Genomic DNA, 19,835 nt, shown 5'->3' on the forward strand with positions numbered 1-19,835 from the left:
GTCACCTGTATAACCAGTAGGCGGTGGCGTCGATGTTGGCACCACTCGCAATATAACGTTTAAGCGCGGCAGTGTTGCCCATTTGGGTAGCCACCCGCAGCGTCACACTCTGCTGCTGCTGCGCCCAGTGCAGCGCCGCCTGCATGAGTTTTGCCCCCATACCGCGTCCGGCTAATAAGCCAATACGCGCCTCGCGCTCGTTGAGCTTACGCAGCGAAACGAATCCCTGTATCTGACCGTCCGCGGCACGACACACCAGACAGACGTGGTCAAAGGTGCCTTTGACCGCATTCTCAATCCACTGGGCATAGAAGCGTCCGCTGTCATCAGGTGCATACCAGGGCGCACGAAAGCGGCTCTGAGCAAATGCCTTAGCCGCCATCTGGCGTAATACAGGGATATCCTGTTCCGTTGCAAGTTCCGCCCCGCACGCATCGTGTCGGGTAAGGGCAATAGACAGGTCTGCCTCACCTTCAACCAGCTGAAAACCGTGTTGCTGGAGCACATCAAGCCAATCGGCGCGGTCCGCCGGGATCTTAGCCTGCACGCGCTGCCAGGCGCTGAAGTCAGCTTCCTGCAGAGCAGGCGCATCCTCACGCAAGCGCACTATCGCCGAGGGGCGTGCAAAAAAAGTGCTTTCCCATTCAAGGGATTCAAGCACGCCGTGGAGTTCACTCAACGCCAGACGCCTTTGGTATCAACGACATACTGTTGATGCACGGTATCACCAGACGTCGCTTTAAACTCTTTATGATCCACCAGCAGCACCAGCACATCCGCCGTTGCCAGCGCGTCATCAAGGGTCGTCAACGTGCAGTGCCCCGCCAGTTTAGCCGGCAGTTCATGGATATTCGGCTCAACCACCACCGTGTCGCCCTTGTGCCACCCGGCGATCATCTCGGCAATTTCCATTGCCGGGCTTTCGCGCAAATCGTCAATATTGGGTTTAAACGCCAGGCCAAAGCAGGCGATTTTCAGCTCGCTGGCTCGCTTGCCGCTCTCTGCAAGACAATCGGCTACCGTGGCTTTGACCTGGTTGAGCACCCAGTGAGGTTTGCTGTCGTTCACTTCGCGCGCGGTACGGATCAGACGCGCCTGCGCCGGATTCTGCGCCACGATAAACCACGGATCGACGGCGATACAGTGTCCACCCACACCCGGGCCCGGCTGAAGAATGTTCACGCGCGGATGGCGATTCGCCAGGCGAATCAATTCCCAGACGTTAATTCCCTGATCGGCGCAGATCAGCGACAGCTCATTCGCAAAGGCGATATTCACGTCACGGAAGCTGTTTTCCGTCAGCTTGCACATTTCAGCGGTGCGGGAGTTGGTCACTACGCATTCGCCTTCGAGGAAAATTTTGTACAGGGCGCTGGCACGTTCCGAGCAGACGGGAGTCATACCGCCAATAACGCGATCGTTTTTAATCAGCTCAACCATGACCTGGCCCGGCAGCACTCGCTCCGGACAGTAGGCGATGTTGATATCCGCCTGCTCTCCCGCCTGTTGCGGGAAGCTTAAATCGGGACGCGCGTCGGCCAGCCACTGCGCCATCTGCTCGGTGGCGCCCACTGGCGAGGTCGATTCCAGGATCACCAGCGCCCCTTTCTTCAGCACAGGGGCAATGGATTTCGCTGCCGCCTCGACGTAGATCATATCGGGCTCGTGCTCGCCTTTAAAAGGCGTCGGGACGGCGATCAGGTACGCATCCGCTTCCACTGGCGTCGTGCTGGCACGCAGGAAGCCGCCGTCAACAGCCTCTTTCACCACGCGGTCCAGATCGGGCTCAACAATATGAATTTCGCCGCGGTTAATGGTTTCCACCGCCCGGGCATTGATATCCACACCGACAACCTGTTTCTGACGAGAGGCAAACGCCGCCGCGGTGGGCAGGCCAATGTAGCCAAGACCAATGACAGAGATGGTAGTAAAACTCATAGCGATACCCGATTGTGTTTAAGTGCATGCAAAATACGACCACAAGCCTGGCCATCTCCGTATGGATTATGGGCCCGGCTCATTGTCTGATATGCGTCATCATCATGCAGAAGTCGCGTCACCTCTTCGACGATGAGCTGCGCGTCAGTACCGACCAGACGCACGGTACCCGCTTTAACCGCTTCCGGGCGTTCAGTCGTTTCACGCATCACCAGCACCGGCTTGCCGAGGGACGGTGCTTCCTCCTGAATGCCGCCGGAATCGGTGAGGATCAGCCAGGCATGGTTCATCAGCCAGACAAACGGCAGGTAGTCCTGCGGTTCAATCAGCAGGACATTTTCAACATGGCCAAGGATGCGGTTGACCGGCTCGCTGACGTTAGGATTGAGGTGGACCGGATAGACAATCTGTACATCGACGTTCTGCGCCGCAATTTCAGCCAGCGCGTGACAGATTTGCTCAAAACCCCGGCCAAAGCTTTCGCGACGATGGCCTGTGACCAGAATGGTTTTTTTGCCGTTATTCAGGAATGGATAGCGGGCTGCGAGCGCTTTCTGCAGATCGCTGTTTGCCAGGACGCGATCGCGTACCCAAATCAACGCATCAATGACCGTATTGCCGGTCACAAAAATTTTGTTGTCGGCGATATTTTCGCGCAGCAGGTTCTGACGCGAATTCTCGGTAGGGGCAAAATGGTACATCGCCAGATGGCCGGTAAGCGTACGGTTGGCCTCTTCTGGCCACGGCGAATAAAGGTTGCCGGTACGCAGGCCCGCCTCAACATGGCCGACGGGAATACGCTGGTAAAAAGCGGCCAGGCTTGTTGCCATCGTCGTCGTGGTATCGCCATGTACCAGAACAACGTCGGGCTGGAATGACTCCAGGATCGGCTTGAGACCTTGCAGTATGCGGCAGGTTATTTCCGTCAATCCTTGTCCCGGCTTCATAATATTGAGATCGTAATCCGGGACGATGGAAAAGAGCGTTAAGACCTGGTCGAGCATCTCACGGTGCTGGGCCGTAACGCAGACTTTCGCTTCAATATCAGGGTCGCTGGCCAGCGCATGTACCAGAGGCGCCATCTTAATGGCCTCCGGCCTGGTGCCAAATACGGTAAGTACTTTCACATCGATTCTCTTCGATTAGACGATGAAGGCCCTGGCCTTCATCGTAAACGGCGTTCTTAGTTTGCGCGACGACGCGTTAACGCAACACCAGCACCAGCGAGTGCACCCACAATCCCCCACATGATCATCAGGAATGCACGGCGCGGACTATCGCGTTTTACAGGTTCTTCAGGTGTTCTCAAATAACGATAGGTCTGAAAACGCGGGTCCATCGTGGGACCGACATTAAGCGTGTTCAACATCGCGCGATTTTGATCGTAGTCGAGGTCAAAATCAGGGCCAACGGCCTGCAGATTTTCCAGACGCGCCTGCAACATTGGGCGACCAAGCAGGAACATTTCAGAGTCAGGCAATTCATCTGCCGGGACATCCGTCTCAGAGCGGGAAATATTGTGCTGCTCCGCAATTTTCAACGCCTGTTCAATGTTATGTATGCGTCGGGCGAAAATGGCATTTGCCACTTCCTCCTGGCGTTTGACCTGCGCCTTCATCTGGATTGTGCGGGCCGCCCATGCGCCTTTCAGCTCTTCATTAAGATGGCTTGCGGCACGCTGGCTGGCAAACGCGACGTACTGACGCAACAGATTGTTGGCGTCCGGCGCGGTTTCTGCAATCAGCTTGACGCTGTCGTTGACGTTACGCAGCGCATCACCCGGCATAAATTGAACATTGTTAATCAGATCGTCCAGCAGCGCGGCATCGGCTTTGGTGTTATCAACCCGACGCTGCTTGTAGTAATCCGTCTGGGACCAGAAATCGCGGCGTGTATCCCACGAGGCCAGTTGCATCACAAACTCTTTATAGGCTTCATCCATAACGGAAGCCTGGTCCGGCGTCGCGAGATTGGCTTTAATATCCAGGTTTCGCAGGAATTGCTGCTGGGAATAGTACCCCCCGAGCATGTTAACCGTTGGTCTGTCTGTGATTGCCGTGGCGCTCCACTCCTGTTTTGCAAAGAATGTGTAGGCCAGCGCCAACAGTGCAAACCCCAGCGCGATCCCCGCAATCCAAAGTTTGCCTGCCCATAACACGCGAAACAAACCCCGAATATCCAGTTCATTCTCAGTTACCACTGATTTCGCTCCCGCCAACGGTTGAGTCATCATAGTCCCGGTTTTACTTAGTTAATGTTGTGTTTTTGCCACTGTTACGACGCATCCTGCGCTTAAGACGTTTAATGAATCGCGCGACTTTCCATGCGCGCTTAATGCAGTAGCCATAGAGAGAAAAAGCAAGCAAGAACAATACCAACATAGCCCACTCAGGCACAAAATGTGTATATTCCGCCGTCACACCAATCCCCGCTAGAATAGCAGCCGCCAGTGTAATTAGCACAAATGCCTGCCGGGAAGTGAATCCGGCTCGCATGATCAAATGATGAATGTGCTGACGGTCAGCAGAGAAAGGGCTCATCCCTTTACGAAGCCGGCGATACATAATGGCGACCATATCCATTAACGGGATGGCAATAATCCACAATGCCGTTACAGGACTAATGGGATGCACGTCACCCTGAGTGGTTTCCAGCAAGATCCAAATGATAGTAAAGCCGATGAACGTGCTACCCGCATCGCCCATGAATACTTTGTAGCGTCGACCCAGTGCGCCAAGATTTAACATGATATATGGCAGGATCGCCGCAATCATGGCAAAACACCACATAGCCAGGCTGTATTGCCCGTCGAACCATAAAATGAAACCTATTGCGGCAAATGAGACGCAGGACAGTCCTCCCAGCAATCCATCAATACCGTCAACCATGTTAAATGCGTTAATCGCAACCCACACAGCAAAAAGCGTCAGGAAATAACCGAATGGGCCGAGCTCCATCTCCCAGAGGCCAAAAATATAGCCCAGGCTACTCAGGTGCAACTTTGCGAATGTCATCATGGTGATGGCTACAGCAGCCTGAACGAAGGCACGGATCTTGACGCTAATGTCATAACGATCGTCAAGAGCGCCGACCACGACGAGAACGGTTGCACATGCCAGGTACAACCGGGCGTGGGGAATGTAATAATCAGCTATTGCAAAAGTGAAGCAGATACCTGCAAAAACAGAAATCCCCCCAACCAGAGGGATCATGCCTTGATGCCGCTTACGGAAGTTAGGTTTATCCACTAATCCCAGGTATTTTGCCACCTTACGAGCCAGAAACAAAAAGCAGGTGGTAAATAAGAAAATACTGGTTAGTTCAGTAAACGTATCAAGTAGGTTCACAATGGATGTTCTCAACAAATGTTAGTCAAGGAAGTATAACCATCAAGGCGCTGAGCCTGAAGTTATAAAGCAAACCTCTTACAATTCCATTTGCTTATTATTCAAGCTATTAATGTTTTTACTGTGCGAATTATCTTATTGTCGCACTGACCGGTCAAAATTGGGAGTAGATGGTACTAGCGTATAATCCATAAAAGAAAAACGCCACGTAAAAACGTGGCGTTTACAGGCTTTATTTACGTTACGAGCGCTTCATCATATCGAAGAAATCGTCGTTCGTTTTGGTCATCGCCAGTTTGTTAATGAGGAATTCCATTGCGTCGATTTCACCCATTGGATGGATGATTTTGCGCAGGATCCACATTTTCTGCAGCTCTTCCTGGGTAGTGAGCAGCTCTTCTTTACGGGTACCGGAACGGTTGTAGTCGATTGCCGGGAAGACGCGTTTTTCAGCGATCTTACGAGAAAGGTGCAGTTCCATGTTACCTGTACCTTTAAATTCTTCGTAAATCACTTCGTCCATTTTGGAGCCGGTATCGATCAGCGCCGTTGCGATGATGGTCAGGCTGCCGCCCTCTTCGACGTTACGTGCCGCACCGAAGAAGCGTTTCGGACGGTGCAGGGCGTTGGCGTCCACACCACCGGTCAGTACTTTACCGGAAGCCGGAACCACGGTGTTGTAAGCACGTGCCAGACGGGTAATGGAGTCGAGCAGGATGATCACGTCTTTCTTGTGCTCAACCAGGCGTTTCGCCTTCTCGATAACCATTTCCGCGACCTGAACGTGACGAGAGGCGGGTTCGTCAAAGGTAGAAGCAACCACTTCACCTTTAACCAGACGCTGCATCTCGGTCACTTCTTCCGGACGTTCGTCAATCAGCAGTACCATTAGTACGCAGTCCGGGTGGTTATAGGCGATGCTCTGCGCGATATTCTGCAGCAGCATCGTTTTACCCGCTTTTGGCGGTGCCACAATCAGACCACGTTGGCCGCGACCAATTGGCGATGCCAGATCCAGAACACGCGCGGTTAAATCTTCCGTTGAACCATTACCACGCTCCATGCGCAGGCGAGAGTTCGCGTGCAGAGGCGTTAAGTTCTCAAAGAGGATCTTGTTACGTGAGTTTTCTGGCTTGTCAAAGTTAACTTCATTGACTTTCAACAGCGCAAAGTAGCGTTCACCCTCTTTAGGAGGACGAATCTTACCTGAAATGGTGTCACCAGTGCGGAGGTTGAAACGGCGGATTTGGCTGGGGGATACGTAGATGTCGTCAGGGCCGGCGAGGTAGGAGCTGTCTGCAGAGCGGAGGAAACCAAATCCGTCTTGCAATATCTCCAACACACCGTCGCCAAAGATATCTTCGCCACTCTTAGCATGCTGCTTCAGGATGGCGAAAATGATGTCCTGCTTGCGCATACGAGCCTGGTTTTCCAGCCCCATATTTTCGCCGAGAGTGATCAGCTCAGAAACCGGCGTATTCTTTAATTCGGTAAGATTCATAATGGTGTGGGTTCTTAAACTCGGGGTGATTCTCGAACTTAATGTTGTGAATGGTATGGCAGGGTCATCCATGCCTGTTTAGCGGCCATCATCTCATGTCTGTTCGCTGTCTGGTCACAGGGAAAGAACGCAGAACTGAAACGACAAGACGGATTGAGTGACAAGCCCGGAATTTAGCCACTTCACGCACTGTTGATGTCAACAAGGGGAAGTATCGGGTAAAACAAGATTCAAACAACAGATATGTTTAAAACGAAGTCATAGCTAACTTAGCACGACTTAAGCCGGGCGTCCAGAGTTCCACATCATTTAGCCGGGTGCTCTGGACGCGCAGCGGAGAAACCTTACGCCAGGTTAGCGTCCAGGAACTCTTTCAGTTGACCTTTGGACAGCGCGCCCACTTTGGTCGCCGCCACTTCGCCGTTTTTGAACAGCAGCAGGGTCGGGATGCCACGGATACCGTATTTTGGTGCGGTGCCCGGGTTCTGGTCGATGTTCAGTTTGGCAACGGTCAGTTTGCCCTGATATTCGTCAGCGATTTCATCCAGAATCGGAGCGATCATTTTGCAAGGACCACACCATTCAGCCCAGAAATCGACGAGGATCAGCCCGTCAGCCTTAAGTACGTCCGTGTCAAAACTATCGTCAGTCAGGTGAATAATTTTATCGCTCATATATAACTCCACAGGAATAAGCCTGGTACGTTGGTTTTGTCTACACCAACGACGTGTTGATGTCGCATTAACCAACTAAAGGTTGACTTTATTTCACCGGATACGCTTTCGTAAAGCAATAGTAAGCTGATATTCTACCACACTATGAGCAAAACACATTTAACAGAACAGAAGTTTTCCGACTTCGCCCTGCACCCAAAAGTGATTGAAGCCCTTGAAACTAAAGGGTTTCATAACTGCACGCCCATTCAGGCTCTCGCACTGCCGCTGACGCTGGCCGGTCGCGATGTTGCAGGGCAGGCGCAAACCGGTACCGGCAAAACGATGGCGTTTTTAACGTCAACGTTTCATTATTTACTTTCTCACCCAGCGATTGCAGACCGCAAAGTTAACCAGCCGCGCGCGCTCATTATGGCCCCGACGCGAGAACTGGCGGTACAGATCCACGCAGACGCTGAACCCCTGGCACAGGCTACCGGTCTGAAGCTTGGCCTGGCCTATGGCGGTGACGGCTACGATAAGCAGCTGAAAGTGCTGGAAAGCGGCGTGGATATCCTGATTGGTACCACTGGCCGTCTTATCGACTACGCCAAACAGAACCACATCAACCTCGGCGCAATCCAGGTTGTGGTGCTTGATGAAGCCGACCGTATGTACGATCTGGGCTTCATTAAAGATATCCGCTGGCTGTTCCGCCGCATGCCGCCGGCCAATCAGCGTCTGAACATGCTGTTCTCTGCCACCCTCTCTTACCGTGTGCGTGAACTGGCGTTTGAACAGATGAACAACGCCGAATACGTGGAAGTCGAGCCTGAGCAGAAAACAGGTCATCGCATTAAAGAAGAGCTCTTCTATCCTTCTAATGAAGAGAAAATGCGTCTGCTGCAAACGCTGATCGAAGAAGAGTGGCCGGACCGCGCCATTATCTTCGCAAACACCAAACACCGCTGTGAAGACATCTGGGGCCATCTGGCTGCAGACGGTCACCGTGTGGGCCTGCTCACTGGCGACGTTGCACAGAAAAAACGCCTGCGTATCCTCGACGAATTTACCCGTGGCGATCTCGATATTCTGGTCGCAACCGACGTGGCTGCGCGTGGCTTGCACATTCCTGCCGTTACGCACGTCTTTAACTATGATCTGCCGGATGACTGCGAAGACTATGTACACCGTATCGGTCGTACCGGTCGCGCGGGTGCGAGCGGCCACTCAATCAGCCTTGCGTGTGAAGAGTATGCGCTGAATCTTCCAGCCATTGAGACGTACATCGGTCACTCGATTCCGCAGAGCAAATACAATCCGGAAGCGCTGTTAAGCGAACTGCCGCCGCCTAAGCGTCTTACACGCCCACGCTCCGGCAATGGCCCGCGTCGTTCAGGCGCGCCGCGTAATCGTCGTCGTTCAGGTTAAGAAAATATGCTCAGCTCCACCTCGCTTTATGCAGCAATCGATCTCGGTTCGAATAGTTTTCATATGCTGGTTGTGCGCGAGGTGGCAGGGAGCATACAAACGCTGACGCGCATTAAGCGCAAGGTCCGCCTCGCGGCGGGCCTGAGCAGCGATAATGTTCTCTCTCCCGAAGCCATGGAACGTGGCTGGCAGTGTCTGCGGCTCTTTGCAGAGCGTCTGCAGGATATCCCGCATGCCCAAATCACCGTGGTCGCCACCGCGACGCTCCGCCTGGCGGTTAACGCCGTGGATTTTATTGCCAAAGCGCAGGAAATCCTGGGGTGCCCGGTTCAGGTAATCAGCGGCGAAGAAGAAGCTCGCCTGATCTATCAGGGAGTTGCGCATACGACAGGCGGGGACGATCGCCGTCTGGTGGTAGATATCGGCGGTGCCAGTACCGAGCTTGTGACCGGTACCGGCGCGCAGGCGACCTCGCTGTTCAGCCTGTCGATGGGCTGCGTAACCTGGCTTGAGCGTTACTTCGCTGACCGCAATCTGGGTAAAGAGAATTTCGACGAGGCAGAAAATGCCGCGCGCGAAGTGTTACGTCCGGTGATGGACGAACTGCGCTACCACGGCTGGAAAGTGTGTGTCGGTGCGTCAGGTACCGTTCAGGCCCTGCAGGAAATCATGATGGCGCAGGGAATGGACGAGCGCATTACGCTTGCCAAGCTTCAGCAGCTTAAACAGCGCGCTATTCAGTGCGGACGCCTGGAAGAGCTGGAAATTGAAGGCCTGACGCTGGAACGTGCCCTGGTCTTCCCGAGCGGGCTCGCCATTCTGATCGCCATTTTCACCGAGCTGAACATCCAGTGTATGACCCTTGCCGGCGGCGCGCTGCGCGAAGGTCTGGTCTACGGGATGCTGCATCTTTCAGTGGATCAGGACATCCGCAACCGTACTTTGCGCAACGTGCAGCGTCGTTTTCTGGTTGATATCGATCAGGCTGGCCGCGTATCGCAGCTGGCCTCTCGCTTTGCCGATCAGGTCGCTAACGTCTGGGATCTTGACCCTCTGAGCCGCGATTTATTGCTGAGCGCTTGTGCTCTGCATGAAGTGGGGCTGAGCATCGACTTTAAGCAGGCCCCGGCTCATGCAGCCTACCTTGTGCGTAACCTTGACTTACCGGGCTACACGCCCGCACAGAAAAAGCTGCTGGCAACGCTGCTGCTGAACCAGACCAACGCCGTTGATCTCTCCTCTCTTCATCAGCAAAACGCTGTACCGCCGCGCGTGGCCGAGCATCTGTGCCGCCTGCTGCGTCTGGCAATTCTGTTTGCCAGCCGTCGTCGTGATGATTTGCTGCCTGCGATTAATCTGGTGGCCGATGATGAGAAGCTGACGCTGACGCTGCCGGAAAACTGGATTGATCATCACCCGCTCGGCGCAGAGATGATCGAGCTGGAGTGCCAGTGGCAAAGCTATGTGCACTGGGCACTGGAAGTAAAATAAGAGAGTAAAATATGCCGGGTGGCGCTGCGCTTACCCGGCCTGCAAGCCCTTCAAACTCATCCCTTCTCTTTGGCTTTTGCCAGCATGGCGCGAATGTTTGCCACGTTCGCCTGGCCTTTGTGCATCCGCTCTTCAGCGGTAATCACCTTGCGCTCTTGTTCCCAAATCAGGTCGTCCTGCGGCAGTTCCAGCAGAAAACGGCTTGGCTCCGGGCGGACAAGCTCACCATACTGGCGGCGCTCTTTACACAGCGTGAACGTCAGCTCTTTCTGCGCACGGGTGATCCCCACATAGGCCAGACGCCGCTCCTCGTCGACGTTGTCTTCATCAATACTGCTCTGATGGGGCAGCAACCCCTCTTCCATGCCGACCAGATACACATACGGAAACTCCAGCCCTTTTGACGCATGCAGCGTCATCAGCTGAACCTGATCAGCCTCTTCTTCGCTCTCGCCGCGCTCCATCATGTCGCGCAGGGTAAAGCGAGTGACCACCTGGGTCAGGGTCATCGGCTCATCGATTTCCGAGCCTTCCAGCATTTCGGTCATCCAGCTGAACAGCTGGTTAACGTTTTTCATGCGCATCTCAGCCGCTTTCGGGCTGGCGGAGGTTTCGTACAGCCAGGATTCGTAATCAATACCGTGAATCAGATCGCGCACCGCCGCCACCGGCTCGCGCTCTGCAAGACGCTGCACTTCGCCAAGCCAGTGGGTGAATCGCGTTAACGAGTCGTAACCGCGCCCGGTCAGCGTCTGGCTTAGTCCCATATCGAAGCTGGCCGTAAACAGGCTTTTATTGCGGGTCATCGCCCATTCACCCAGCTTTTGCAGCGTCGCCGGACCGATTTCGCGCTTCGGCGTATTCACGATGCGCAGAAACGCGCTGTCGTCATCCGGGTTAGTGAGCACACGCAGATAGGCCAGCAGATCTTTAATTTCAGGCCGTGAGAAGAACGAGGTGCCGCCCGAGATTTTGTACGGTATGCGGTTCTGCATCAGCATCTTTTCAAAGACGCGCGACTGGTGATTACCGCGATAAAGGATCGCGTAATCTTTATATTCGGTTTTGTTGACGAAGTGGTGGGCAATCAGTTCGCCCGTCACGCGCTCCGCTTCATGTTCTTCATTGTTGGCGCTGAGCACTTTCAGCTCCGTGCCGTAGCCCAGCTCGGAGAACAGGCGCTTTTCAAATACGTGCGGGTTATTGGCAATCAGGATGTTTGCCGCCTTCAGGATCCGTCCGGAGGAGCGGTAGTTTTGCTCCAGCTTAATCACCTGCAGCGCGGGGAAGTCTTTACTCAGCAGCACCAGGTTTTGCGGACGCGCGCCGCGCCAGGAGTAGATCGACTGGTCGTCGTCGCCTACCACGGTGAAACGGGCACGCTGGCCCACCAGAAGCTTTACCAGCTCGTACTGGCTGGTGTTGGTGTCCTGATATTCATCCACCAGCAGGTAGCGGATTTTATTCTGCCAGCGCTCGCGCACCTCTTCATTTCGCTGTAAAAGCAGCGTCGGCAGCAGGATCAGGTCGTCGAAGTCCAGCACATTACACGCTTTCATGTGCGCATCGTACAGACCATAACAGTGGGCGAAGATCCGATCCCGTTCCCCTTTGGCGATCGCCGCAGCCTGGGCCGGGGTCATCAGATCGTTTTTCCAGTTAGAGATCGTCGAGATCAGCTGCTGCAACAGCACCTTGTCATCTTCTATCAGCCCTTCAGTGAGCTCTTTGAGTAATGCCACCTGGTCGGTGTCATCGAAAAGCGAAAAGTTGGATTTCATCCCCAGCGCGGCATACTCACGTTTGATGATATCCAGCCCCAGCGTGTGGAACGTGGAGATCATCAGCCCGCGCGCCTCTTTGCGCCCCAGCGTCTGGCCGACACGTTCTTTCATTTCGCGTGCCGCTTTGTTGGTAAAGGTGACCGCCGCAATGTGACGGGCCTGATAACCACAGCCACGGATCAGGTGCGCAATCTTATTGGTGATGACGCGCGTTTTACCGGATCCTGCTCCCGCCAGCACCAGACAGGGTCCGGTGACAAATTCGACGGCTTGTTGTTGTCCGGGGTTTAGACGCATAAATGATCACTCAATGAAAGTCAGGAGGGGAGAATAACAGCGTGGTAGTATAGCGAGCCTAATCCATACCACTCAAGGCACGATCATGGCAAAAACAGCAGCAGCACTGCATATTCTTGTTAAAGAAGAGAAACTGGCTCTGGATCTTCTGGAGCAGATAAAAAACGGCGCCGACTTCGGCAAGCTGGCTAAGAAGCACTCAATTTGTCCGTCAGGCAAACGTGGCGGCGATTTAGGTGAATTCCGTCAGGGTCAGATGGTGCCGGCGTTCGATAAAGTGGTCTTCTCCTGCCCGGTGCTGGAGCCGACGGGTCCGCTGCACACGCAGTTTGGCTACCACGTCATTAAAGTATTATATCGCAAATAAAAAGCCGGGTGTCGGCTGCGCCTTACCCGGCCTACATTTTACGTGTTTGTAGGTCGGGTAAGCGAAGCGCCACCCGACGAGGTTGTTAACCCGCTACCGCGATACGCTTCATATCGGTCATGTAGCCACGCAGTTTGTGACCCACTTTCTCGATCTGGTGGCTGCGAATCGCTTCATTCACATCGCGCAGCTGCGCGTTGTCTACCGCACCTTCCGCAATCGCTTTGCCCAGATCGCCCGGTTGCAGGGTGGTCATGAACTCTTTCAGCAGCGGTACGCAGGCGTAAGAGAACAGGTAGTTACCGTATTCAGCGGTATCAGAGATAACCACGTTCATTTCGTACAGACGCTTACGGGCGATGGTGTTCGCGATCAGCGGCAGTTCGTGCAGAGATTCGTAGTAGGCAGACTCTTCGATGATGCCTGAATCCACCATGGTTTCGAACGCCAGCTCAACACCCGCCTTCACCATGGCGATCATCAGTACGCCTTTATCGAAGTACTCCTGCTCGCCAATTTTGCCTTCAAACTGTGGTGCCGTTTCGAACGCGGTTTTGCCGGTCTCTTCACGCCAGGTCAGCAGTTTCTTATCGTCGTTCGCCCAGTCCGCCATCATGCCGGAAGAGAATTCGCCGGAGATGATGTCGTCCATATGTTTCTGGAACAGCGGTGCCATGATGGTTTTCAGCTGTTCAGACAGAGCGTAAGCACGCAGTTTTGCCGGGTTGGACAGACGGTCCATCATCAGCGTAATACCGCCCTGCTTCAGCGCTTCGGTGATGGTTTCCCAGCCGAACTGGATCAGTTTTTCCGCGTAGGCCGGGTCGGTGCCTTCTTCCACCAGCTTGTCGAAGCACAGCAGAGAACCGGCCTGCAGCATACCGCACAGAATGGTCTGCTCGCCCATCAGGTCAGATTTCACTTCGGCAACGAAGGACGATTCCAGCACACCCGCACGGTGGCCGCCGGTCGCCGCTGCCCATGCTTTGGCAATCGCCATGCCTTCGCCTTTCGGATCGTTTTCCGGGTGAACCGCGATCAGGGTCGGTACGCCGAAGCCACGTTTGTACTCTTCGCGTACTTCCGTACCCGGGCACTTCGGTGCCACCATCACTACGGTGATGTCTTTGCGGATCTGCTCGCCCACTTCAACGATGTTGAAGCCGTGGGAGTAACCCAGCGCAGCGCCGTCTTTCATCAGCGGCTGTACGGAACGCACCACGTCAGAGTGCTGTTTGTCCGGGGTCAGGTTAACCACCAGATCCGCCTGCGGGATCAGCTCTTCGTAGGTGCCCACTTTGAAGCCGTTTTCGGTCGCTTTACGCCAGGAAGCACGCTTTTCAGCAATCGCTTCTTTACGCAGGGCATAAGAGATATCCAGACCGGAGTCACGCATGTTCAGGCCCTGGTTCAGACCCTGTGCGCCACAGCCGACGATGACCACTTTTTTACCCTGAAGGTAGCTCGCGCCATCGGCAAATTCATCGCGCGCCATGAAGCGGCATTTGCCCAGCTGCGCCAGCTGCTGGCGCAAGTTCAGTGTATTAAAGTAGTTAGCCATGGGTGATACCTCGTGATGTTGTGTGTCTTATTGTTCGGTTCGCGTTTCAGCGAGAATAGAACCACATTACAACAGGAAATTTATTGCGGAAATTGATATATTCACAACGTCATATTGCAATTTTTGCAATATAAAAAGAGGGAGTGGAATCGGTGGATTTACGCGATCTGAAAATGTTTCTGCATCTGGCGGAAAGCCGTCACTTTGGCCGCAGCGCACGGGCGATGCACGTCAGCCCCTCCACGCTCTCGCGCCAGATACAGCGCCTTGAGGAAGACCTCGGCCAGCCGCTGTTTGTGCGCGATAACCGCACCGTCACGCTCACGGAAGCGGGTGAAGAACTGCGCCTTTTTGCCCAGCAGACGTTGCTGCAGTATCAGCAGCTACGGCACGCCATTGACCAGCAGGGGCCGTCGCTGTCCGGCGAGCTGCATATTTTCTGCTCCGTCACCGCCGCCTACAGCCATCTGCCGCCCATTCTTGATCGCTTCCGCGCGGCACATCCATCGGTTGAAATTAAGCTGACCACGGGCGACGCCGCCGACGCGATGGAAAAAGTGGTGACGGGCGAAGCGGATCTCGCCATTGCAGGGAAACCCGAAACGCTCCCGGGTGCGGTAGCGTTTTCAATGCTCGAAAATCTGGCGGTGGTACTGATTGCCCCGGCGCTGCCCTGCCCGGTGCGAAACCAGGTATCGGTAGAAAAACCGGACTGGTCCACGGTGCCGTTTATCATGGCCGACCAGGGGCCAGTGCGCCGTCGCATTGAGCTGTGGTTCCGCCGACAAAAAATCAGTAACCCGTTGATTTACGCCACGGTCAGCGGTCATGAGGCGATGGTGTCGATGGTGGCGCTCGGCTGCGGCGTGGCGCTATTGCCGGAAGTGGTGCTGGAAAATAGCCCGGAACCGGTGCGCAATCGCGTGATGATTCTGGATCGCAGCGATGAGAAAACGCCGTTTGAGCTTGGCGTGTGCGCACAAAAAAAGCGGCTGCATGAGCCGCTTATTGATGCGTTCTGGAAGATATTGCCCAACCATTGAAGTCGGGTTGCGCTCCGCTTATCCTGCCAGGAAGAAACGGAAGGCGGGGTTGTGGGTTTCGTCGTGACACTCATAGCCCAGTTCGTTCAGCCGTGTTTCAAAATCCGGCTCGTGCTCACCCAGTTCAAACGCCGCCAGCACGCGGCCGTAGTCGGTGCCGTGGCTACGGTAATGGAACAGGGAGATGTTCCAGTGCGTGCCCAGCGTGTGCAGGAATTTGAGCAACGCGCCCGGTGATTCCGGGAATTCGAAGCTGAACAGGCGTTCCCTGAGCGGCTTCGAGGGACGCCCGCCGACCATATAGCGCACGTGCAGCTTCGCCATTTCGTCGTCTGAAAGGTCCACCACGCTGTAACCACCGTCATGCAGGAGGTTAAGGATCTCTTTACGCTCCTCGACGCCACGGCTCAGACGCACGCCGACGAAAATGCAGGCATCTTTGGCATCGGCGAAACGGTAGTTGAACTCCGTCACCGAACGACCGCCCAGCAGCTGGCAGAACTTCAGGAAGCTCCCCTTCTCTTCCGGAATAGTCACCGCCAGCAATGCTTCACGCTGTTCACCCAGCTCGCAGCGCTCGGACACGTAGCGCAGGCCGTGGAAGTTCACGTTGGCGCCGGAAAGCACATGCGCCAGGCGCTCGCCGCGGATGTTGTGCTGCGCGATGTATTTTTTCATCCCCGCCAGGGCCAGCGCGCCGGACGGCTCCGCGACCGCACGCACATCCTCAAACAGATCTTTCATTGCCGCGCAGATAGCATCGCTATCAACCGTGACGATATCGTCGAGGTATTCCTGGCAGAGACGGAAGGTTTCATCGCCAATGCGTTTTACCGCCACGCCCTCGGCAAACAGACCAACGCGCGGCAGATCCACCGGATGCCCGGCATCCAGCGCCGCTTTCAGGCAGGCAGAGTCCTCAGCTTCAACAGCGATGACTTTAATCTGCGGCATCAGCTGTTTAATCAGCACGGCCACACCCGCCGCTAACCCGCCGCCGCCCACCGGAACGAAGACGCGGTCGAGATGGGCATCCTGCTGCAGCAGTTCAAGCGCCAGCGTGCCTTGTCCGGCAATGACCATCGGGTGATCGAACGGCGGCACCCAGGTGAAGCCCTGCTGCTGCGCCAGCTCAATGGCTTTGGCTTTAGCTTCGTCAAAATTGGCGCCGTGGAGCAGCACTTCCCCGCCGAAACCGCGTACCGCGTCGACTTTGATGTCAGCGGTAGCAACCGGCATCACGATTAGCGCTTTCAACCCCAGACGAGCAGACGAGAACGCCACGCCCTGCGCATGGTTGCCCGCCGAGGCGGTAATGACGCCGCGCGCTTTTTGCTCATCGGTCAGTCCGGCCATCATCGCGTAGGCGCCGCGCAGCTTGAAGCTGTGCACCGGCTGGCGGTCTTCGCGCTTCACCAGGATCACGTTATCGAGGCGCGAAGAGAGTTTTTCCATTTTCTGAAGCGGCGTGACCTGCACGGCTTCATAGACCGGTGCACGTAGCACCGCTCTCAGATATTCCGCCCCCTCGGGGGCGGCGGATAAGGGTTGTGACTCGGCCATCATTAGCCCCCAAGTTTCGATTTATCGCGCACCGCGCCTTTATCTGCACTGGTGGCAAGGCTCGCGTATGCGCGCAGGGCGAAGGAGACTTCACGCTGACGATCTTTCGGCGTCCAGGCTTTATCGCCGCGCGCTTCTTGTGCCTCACGACGGGCCGCAATTTCCTGGTCGCTCAGCTTCAGTTGAATGCCGCGATTCGGGATATCGATTTCGATCAGGTCACCGTCTTCAATGATGGCGATGTTGCCGCCGCTTGCCGCTTCCGGTGAAACGTGGCCGATGGAGAGCCCGGACGTACCGCCGGAGAAACGACCGTCGGTGATCAGCGCACAGGCTTTGCCGAGACCCATGGATTTCAGGAAGGTGGTTGGGTAGAGCATTTCCTGCATGCCCGGCCCGCCTTTCGGCCCTTCATAGCGAATAACAACCACGTCGCCTTCTACCACTTTGCCACCGAGGATGGCGTCCACCGCTTCATCCTGGCTTTCGTACACTTTCGCCGGGCCGGTGAATTTAAGGATGCTGTCGTCCACGCCTGCCGTTTTCACGATGCAGCCGTTTTCCGCGAAGTTACCGTACAGCACGGCCAGACCGCCGTCCTTGCTGTAGGCGTGCTCCAGCGAACGGATGCAGCCTTCGGCGCGATCGTCATCCAGGGAATCCCAGCGGCAATCCTGCGAGAACGCCTGCGTGGTACGGATCCCGGCGGGACCGGCGCGGAACATCGTTTTCACCGCGTCGTCTCTGGTCAGCATCACGTCGTATTGGTCCAGCGACTCTGGCAGCGTCAGGCCGAGCACGTTTTTCACGTCGCGGTTCAGCAGCCCGGCGCGATCCAGCTCGCCCAGGATACCGATTACGCCACCGGCACGGTGAACATCTTCCATATGGTATTTCTGGGTGCTTGGCGCAACTTTACACAGCTGCGGCACTTTACGGGACAGCTTGTCGATATCACTCATGGTGAAGTCGATTTCGGCTTCCTGCGCGGCGGCCAGCAGGTGCAGAACGGTATTGGTGGAACCGCCCATGGCGATATCCAGCGTCATCGCATTTTCAAACGCCGCTTTGCTGGCGATGTTACGCGGCAGTGCACTGGCATCATCCTGTTCGTAGTAGCGTTTGGTGAGCTCAACGATGCGTTTACCGGCGTTGAGGAACAGCTGTTTACGATCGGCGTGTGTCGCCAGCAGCGAGCCGTTACCCGGCTGCGACAGGCCCAGCGCTTCGGTCAGACAGTTCATGGAGTTGGCGGTGAACATCCCGGAACAGGAGCCGCAGGTCGGACACGCGGAGCGTTCAACCTGGTCGCTCTGCTCGTCAGACACTTTCGGATCCGCGCCCTGGATCATCGCATCGACCAGGTCGAGCTTGATGATTTTGTCGGACAGCTTGGTTTTACCGGCTTCCATTGGGCCGCCGGAGACGAAGATCACCGGAATGTTCAGGCGCAGGGAGGCCATCAGCATCCCCGGGGTGATTTTATCGCAGTTGGAGATACAGACCATTGCATCGGCGCAGTGGGCGTTGACCATGTACTCAACCGAGTCGGCGATCAGCTCACGCGACGGCAGTGAATAGAGCATGCCCCCGTGGCCCATTGCGATACCGTCATCCACCGCGATGGTGTTGAACTCTTTCGCCACACCGCCGGAAGCTTCGATTTGCTCGGCAACCAGTTTACCGAGGTCGCGCAGATGCACATGGCCTGGCACAAACTGGGTGAAGGAGTTCACCACGGCGATAATTGGCTTGCCGAAATCGGCGTCGGTCATCCCGGTGGCGCGCCACAGTGCGCGGGCACCCGCCATGTTACGGCCGTGGGTGGTGGTGGCTGAACGATACTTAGGCATGCTTTATTTACTCCCGTCTGACTATTCAATGGGACGGTGCGTGCCGTCCCAAATTTATATTTAGTGATTAACCTGATCCAACCAGCCGTATTTATCTTCTGTTTCGCCAGTAAAGAGGCCAAAGAAGGCTTGCTGGATGCGTTTGGTGACCGGGCCACAGCGGCCTTCGCCGACCTGAATACCGTCTACGCTACGAACCGGCGTGATTTCAGCCGCCGTACCGGACATGAACACTTCATCAGCCAGATACAGGGATTCGCGAGACAGCACCTGCTCGCGCACTTCGATACCCAGGTCTTTCGCCAGCTTGATGATGGCGTCACGGGTAATACCCGGCAGCGCGGAAGATGTGAATGGCGGCGTGAACAGGATGCCATCTTTCACTTCAAACAGGTTTTCACCTGCGCCTTCCGAGATGTAGCCATTCACGTCCAGCGCGATACCTTCCTGATAGCCGTGACGGCGCGCTTCGCTACCGACCAGCAGAGAGGAAAGGTAGTTACCGCCCGCTTTAGCAGCGGTCGGGATGGTGTTTGGCGCCACGCGGTTCCAGGAAGAAACCATTGCGTCGATCCCCTGCTCCAGGGCTTCTGCTCCGAGGTAAGCCCCCCACGGGAACGCGGCAATGATCACATCGGTGTTGTAACCGGCTGGCGGGTTCACGCCCATACCGACATCACCCACGAAGACCAGTGGACGAATGTAGGCGCTGGTAAGGTTATTCTTGCGAATGACTTCGCGGCAGGCTTCCATCAGCTCATCAACGCTCTGTGAAACCGGGAAACGATAAATTTTGGCTGAATCATGCAGACGCTGCATGTGTTCGCGATGGCGGAACACCACTGGCCCTTTGTGAGAATCGTAGCAACGGATACCTTCAAAGACGGAGGTGCCGTAGTGCAGCGCGTGGGACATGACGTGGACCTTCGCGTCCTCCCAGCGAACCATCTCACCATTGAACCAAATGTAATCAGCTTTTTTTGTCGTCATTTTTTCGTCCTGTCAC

16 protein-coding genes are annotated in these 19,835 nt (G+C 55.4%); 4 read left to right on the forward strand and 12 right to left on the reverse strand.

All coding sequences use genetic code 11. The features are described from left to right. Window position 1: 1 nt before the first annotated feature. The 7 genes from rffC to trxA form a co-directional block, all read right to left on the reverse strand. Window positions 2-679 (reverse strand): dTDP-4-amino-4,6-dideoxy-D-galactose acyltransferase, encoded by a 678-nt coding sequence (rffC, locus tag BFV64_RS22700; RefSeq protein WP_045135415.1) that lies wholly within the window; start codon window positions 677-679, stop codon window positions 2-4. Then, a complete protein-coding gene (gene wecC, locus BFV64_RS22705; protein ID WP_045135414.1) occupies window positions 676-1,938 on the reverse strand; it encodes a UDP-N-acetyl-D-mannosamine dehydrogenase in 1,263 nt (420 codons plus the stop codon). The genes rffC and wecC overlap by 4 nt, the downstream gene beginning before the upstream one ends. Next, window positions 1,935-3,065, reverse strand: coding sequence for a non-hydrolyzing UDP-N-acetylglucosamine 2-epimerase (wecB, locus tag BFV64_RS22710; RefSeq protein ID WP_014885667.1), 1,131 nt, complete (start codon window positions 3,063-3,065; stop codon window positions 1,935-1,937). The genes wecC and wecB overlap by 4 nt, the downstream gene beginning before the upstream one ends. A 56-nt stretch (window positions 3,066-3,121) precedes the next feature. Next, complete coding sequence (wzzE, locus tag BFV64_RS22715; RefSeq protein ID WP_014885668.1) at window positions 3,122-4,168, reverse strand: ECA polysaccharide chain length modulation protein; 1,047 nt, start codon at window positions 4,166-4,168, stop codon at window positions 3,122-3,124. Between the two features lie 13 nt (window positions 4,169-4,181). Further along, window positions 4,182-5,285 carry a UDP-N-acetylglucosamine--undecaprenyl-phosphate N-acetylglucosaminephosphotransferase gene (wecA, locus tag BFV64_RS22720; RefSeq protein ID WP_014885669.1) on the reverse strand — a complete coding sequence of 368 codons (1,104 nt, stop codon included), beginning with the start codon at window positions 5,283-5,285 and terminating at the stop codon, window positions 4,182-4,184. A 241-nt stretch (window positions 5,286-5,526) separates the two neighbouring features. Then, window positions 5,527-6,786, reverse strand: coding sequence for a transcription termination factor Rho (gene rho, locus BFV64_RS22725; protein ID WP_008501566.1), 1,260 nt, complete (start codon window positions 6,784-6,786; stop codon window positions 5,527-5,529). 344 nt (window positions 6,787-7,130) lie between these two features. Next, window positions 7,131-7,460, reverse strand: coding sequence for a thioredoxin TrxA (gene trxA / locus BFV64_RS22730; RefSeq protein ID WP_006179218.1), 330 nt, complete (start codon window positions 7,458-7,460; stop codon window positions 7,131-7,133). Between the two features lie 144 nt (window positions 7,461-7,604). On the opposite strand from trxA, the gene rhlB reads away from it, so the two are divergent. After that, window positions 7,605-8,870 (forward strand): ATP-dependent RNA helicase RhlB, encoded by a 1,266-nt coding sequence (gene rhlB / locus BFV64_RS22735; protein ID WP_014885670.1) that lies wholly within the window; start codon window positions 7,605-7,607, stop codon window positions 8,868-8,870. 6 nt (window positions 8,871-8,876) lie between these two features. Then, window positions 8,877-10,361, forward strand: coding sequence for a guanosine-5'-triphosphate,3'-diphosphate diphosphatase (gppA, locus tag BFV64_RS22740; protein ID WP_045281893.1), 1,485 nt, complete (start codon window positions 8,877-8,879; stop codon window positions 10,359-10,361). A gap of 56 nt (window positions 10,362-10,417) precedes the next feature. Here the strand turns inward: gppA and rep are convergent, their stop codons facing one another. Continuing rightward, the gene (gene rep, locus BFV64_RS22745; protein ID WP_008501569.1) at window positions 10,418-12,442 is read right to left on the reverse strand and encodes a DNA helicase Rep; all 2,025 of its coding nucleotides are present in this window, start codon (window positions 12,440-12,442) and stop codon (window positions 10,418-10,420) included. 85 nt (window positions 12,443-12,527) lie between these two features. Here rep and ppiC point away from each other — a divergent pair, with 85 nt between their 5' ends. Continuing rightward, window positions 12,528-12,809, forward strand: a complete 282-nt coding sequence (gene ppiC, locus BFV64_RS22750; RefSeq protein ID WP_008501570.1) for a peptidylprolyl isomerase PpiC — start codon at window positions 12,528-12,530, stop codon at window positions 12,807-12,809. An 85-nt stretch (window positions 12,810-12,894) separates the two neighbouring features. On the opposite strand, the gene ilvC is transcribed toward ppiC, so the two are convergent. After that, window positions 12,895-14,370, reverse strand: a complete 1,476-nt coding sequence (gene ilvC, locus BFV64_RS22755; RefSeq protein ID WP_045135412.1) for a ketol-acid reductoisomerase — start codon at window positions 14,368-14,370, stop codon at window positions 12,895-12,897. 152 nt (window positions 14,371-14,522) lie between these two features. On the opposite strand from ilvC, the gene ilvY reads away from it, so the two are divergent. Further along, entirely contained in the window at window positions 14,523-15,413 is an 891-nt protein-coding gene (gene ilvY, locus BFV64_RS22760) for an HTH-type transcriptional activator IlvY (protein WP_014885674.1), read from the forward strand. An 18-nt stretch (window positions 15,414-15,431) separates the two neighbouring features. Here the strand turns inward: ilvY and ilvA are convergent, their stop codons facing one another. Genes ilvA through ilvE form a run of 3 tightly spaced genes read right to left on the reverse strand, consistent with a single transcriptional unit; the run spans window position 15,432 to window position 19,819 of the window. Further along, window positions 15,432-16,976 (reverse strand): threonine ammonia-lyase, biosynthetic, encoded by a 1,545-nt coding sequence (ilvA, locus tag BFV64_RS22765; RefSeq protein ID WP_014885675.1) that lies wholly within the window; start codon window positions 16,974-16,976, stop codon window positions 15,432-15,434. A gap of 2 nt (window positions 16,977-16,978) precedes the next feature. Then, window positions 16,979-18,829 (reverse strand): dihydroxy-acid dehydratase, encoded by a 1,851-nt coding sequence (gene ilvD, locus BFV64_RS22770; protein ID WP_045281894.1) that lies wholly within the window; start codon window positions 18,827-18,829, stop codon window positions 16,979-16,981. A 60-nt stretch (window positions 18,830-18,889) separates the two neighbouring features. Next, a complete protein-coding gene (gene ilvE, locus BFV64_RS22775; protein WP_014885677.1) occupies window positions 18,890-19,819 on the reverse strand; it encodes a branched-chain-amino-acid transaminase in 930 nt (309 codons plus the stop codon). Window positions 19,820-19,835 lie beyond the last annotated feature (16 nt).

Origin of the sequence: Enterobacter kobei (genome assembly GCF_001729765.1) — a bacterium.
Lineage (GTDB): Bacteria > Pseudomonadota > Gammaproteobacteria > Enterobacterales > Enterobacteriaceae > Enterobacter > Enterobacter kobei.

Excerpts from the sequence above, each read along its gene's own strand:
- wecC (WP_045135414.1), bottom strand. The coding sequence starts at position 1,938 with ATGAGTTTTACTACCATCTCTGTCATTGGTCTTGGCTACATTGGCCTG.
- wzzE (WP_014885668.1), bottom strand. The coding sequence starts at position 4,168 with ATGACTCAACCGTTGGCGGGAGCGAAATCAGTGGTAACTGAGAATGAA.
- rho (WP_008501566.1), bottom strand. The coding sequence starts at position 6,786 with ATGAATCTTACCGAATTAAAGAATACGCCGGTTTCTGAGCTGATCACT.
- trxA (WP_006179218.1), bottom strand. The coding sequence starts at position 7,460 with ATGAGCGATAAAATTATTCACCTGACTGACGATAGTTTTGACACGGAC.
- rhlB (WP_014885670.1), top strand. The coding sequence starts at position 7,605 with ATGAGCAAAACACATTTAACAGAACAGAAGTTTTCCGACTTCGCCCTG.
- gppA (WP_045281893.1), top strand. The coding sequence starts at position 8,877 with ATGCTCAGCTCCACCTCGCTTTATGCAGCAATCGATCTCGGTTCGAAT.
- rep (WP_008501569.1), bottom strand. The coding sequence starts at position 12,442 with ATGCGTCTAAACCCCGGACAACAACAAGCCGTCGAATTTGTCACCGGA.
- ppiC (WP_008501570.1), top strand. The coding sequence starts at position 12,528 with ATGGCAAAAACAGCAGCAGCACTGCATATTCTTGTTAAAGAAGAGAAA.
- ilvC (WP_045135412.1), bottom strand. The coding sequence starts at position 14,370 with ATGGCTAACTACTTTAATACACTGAACTTGCGCCAGCAGCTGGCGCAG.
- ilvA (WP_014885675.1), bottom strand. The coding sequence starts at position 16,976 with ATGGCCGAGTCACAACCCTTATCCGCCGCCCCCGAGGGGGCGGAATAT.
- ilvD (WP_045281894.1), bottom strand. The coding sequence starts at position 18,829 with ATGCCTAAGTATCGTTCAGCCACCACCACCCACGGCCGTAACATGGCG.
- ilvE (WP_014885677.1), bottom strand. The coding sequence starts at position 19,819 with ATGACGACAAAAAAAGCTGATTACATTTGGTTCAATGGTGAGATGGTT.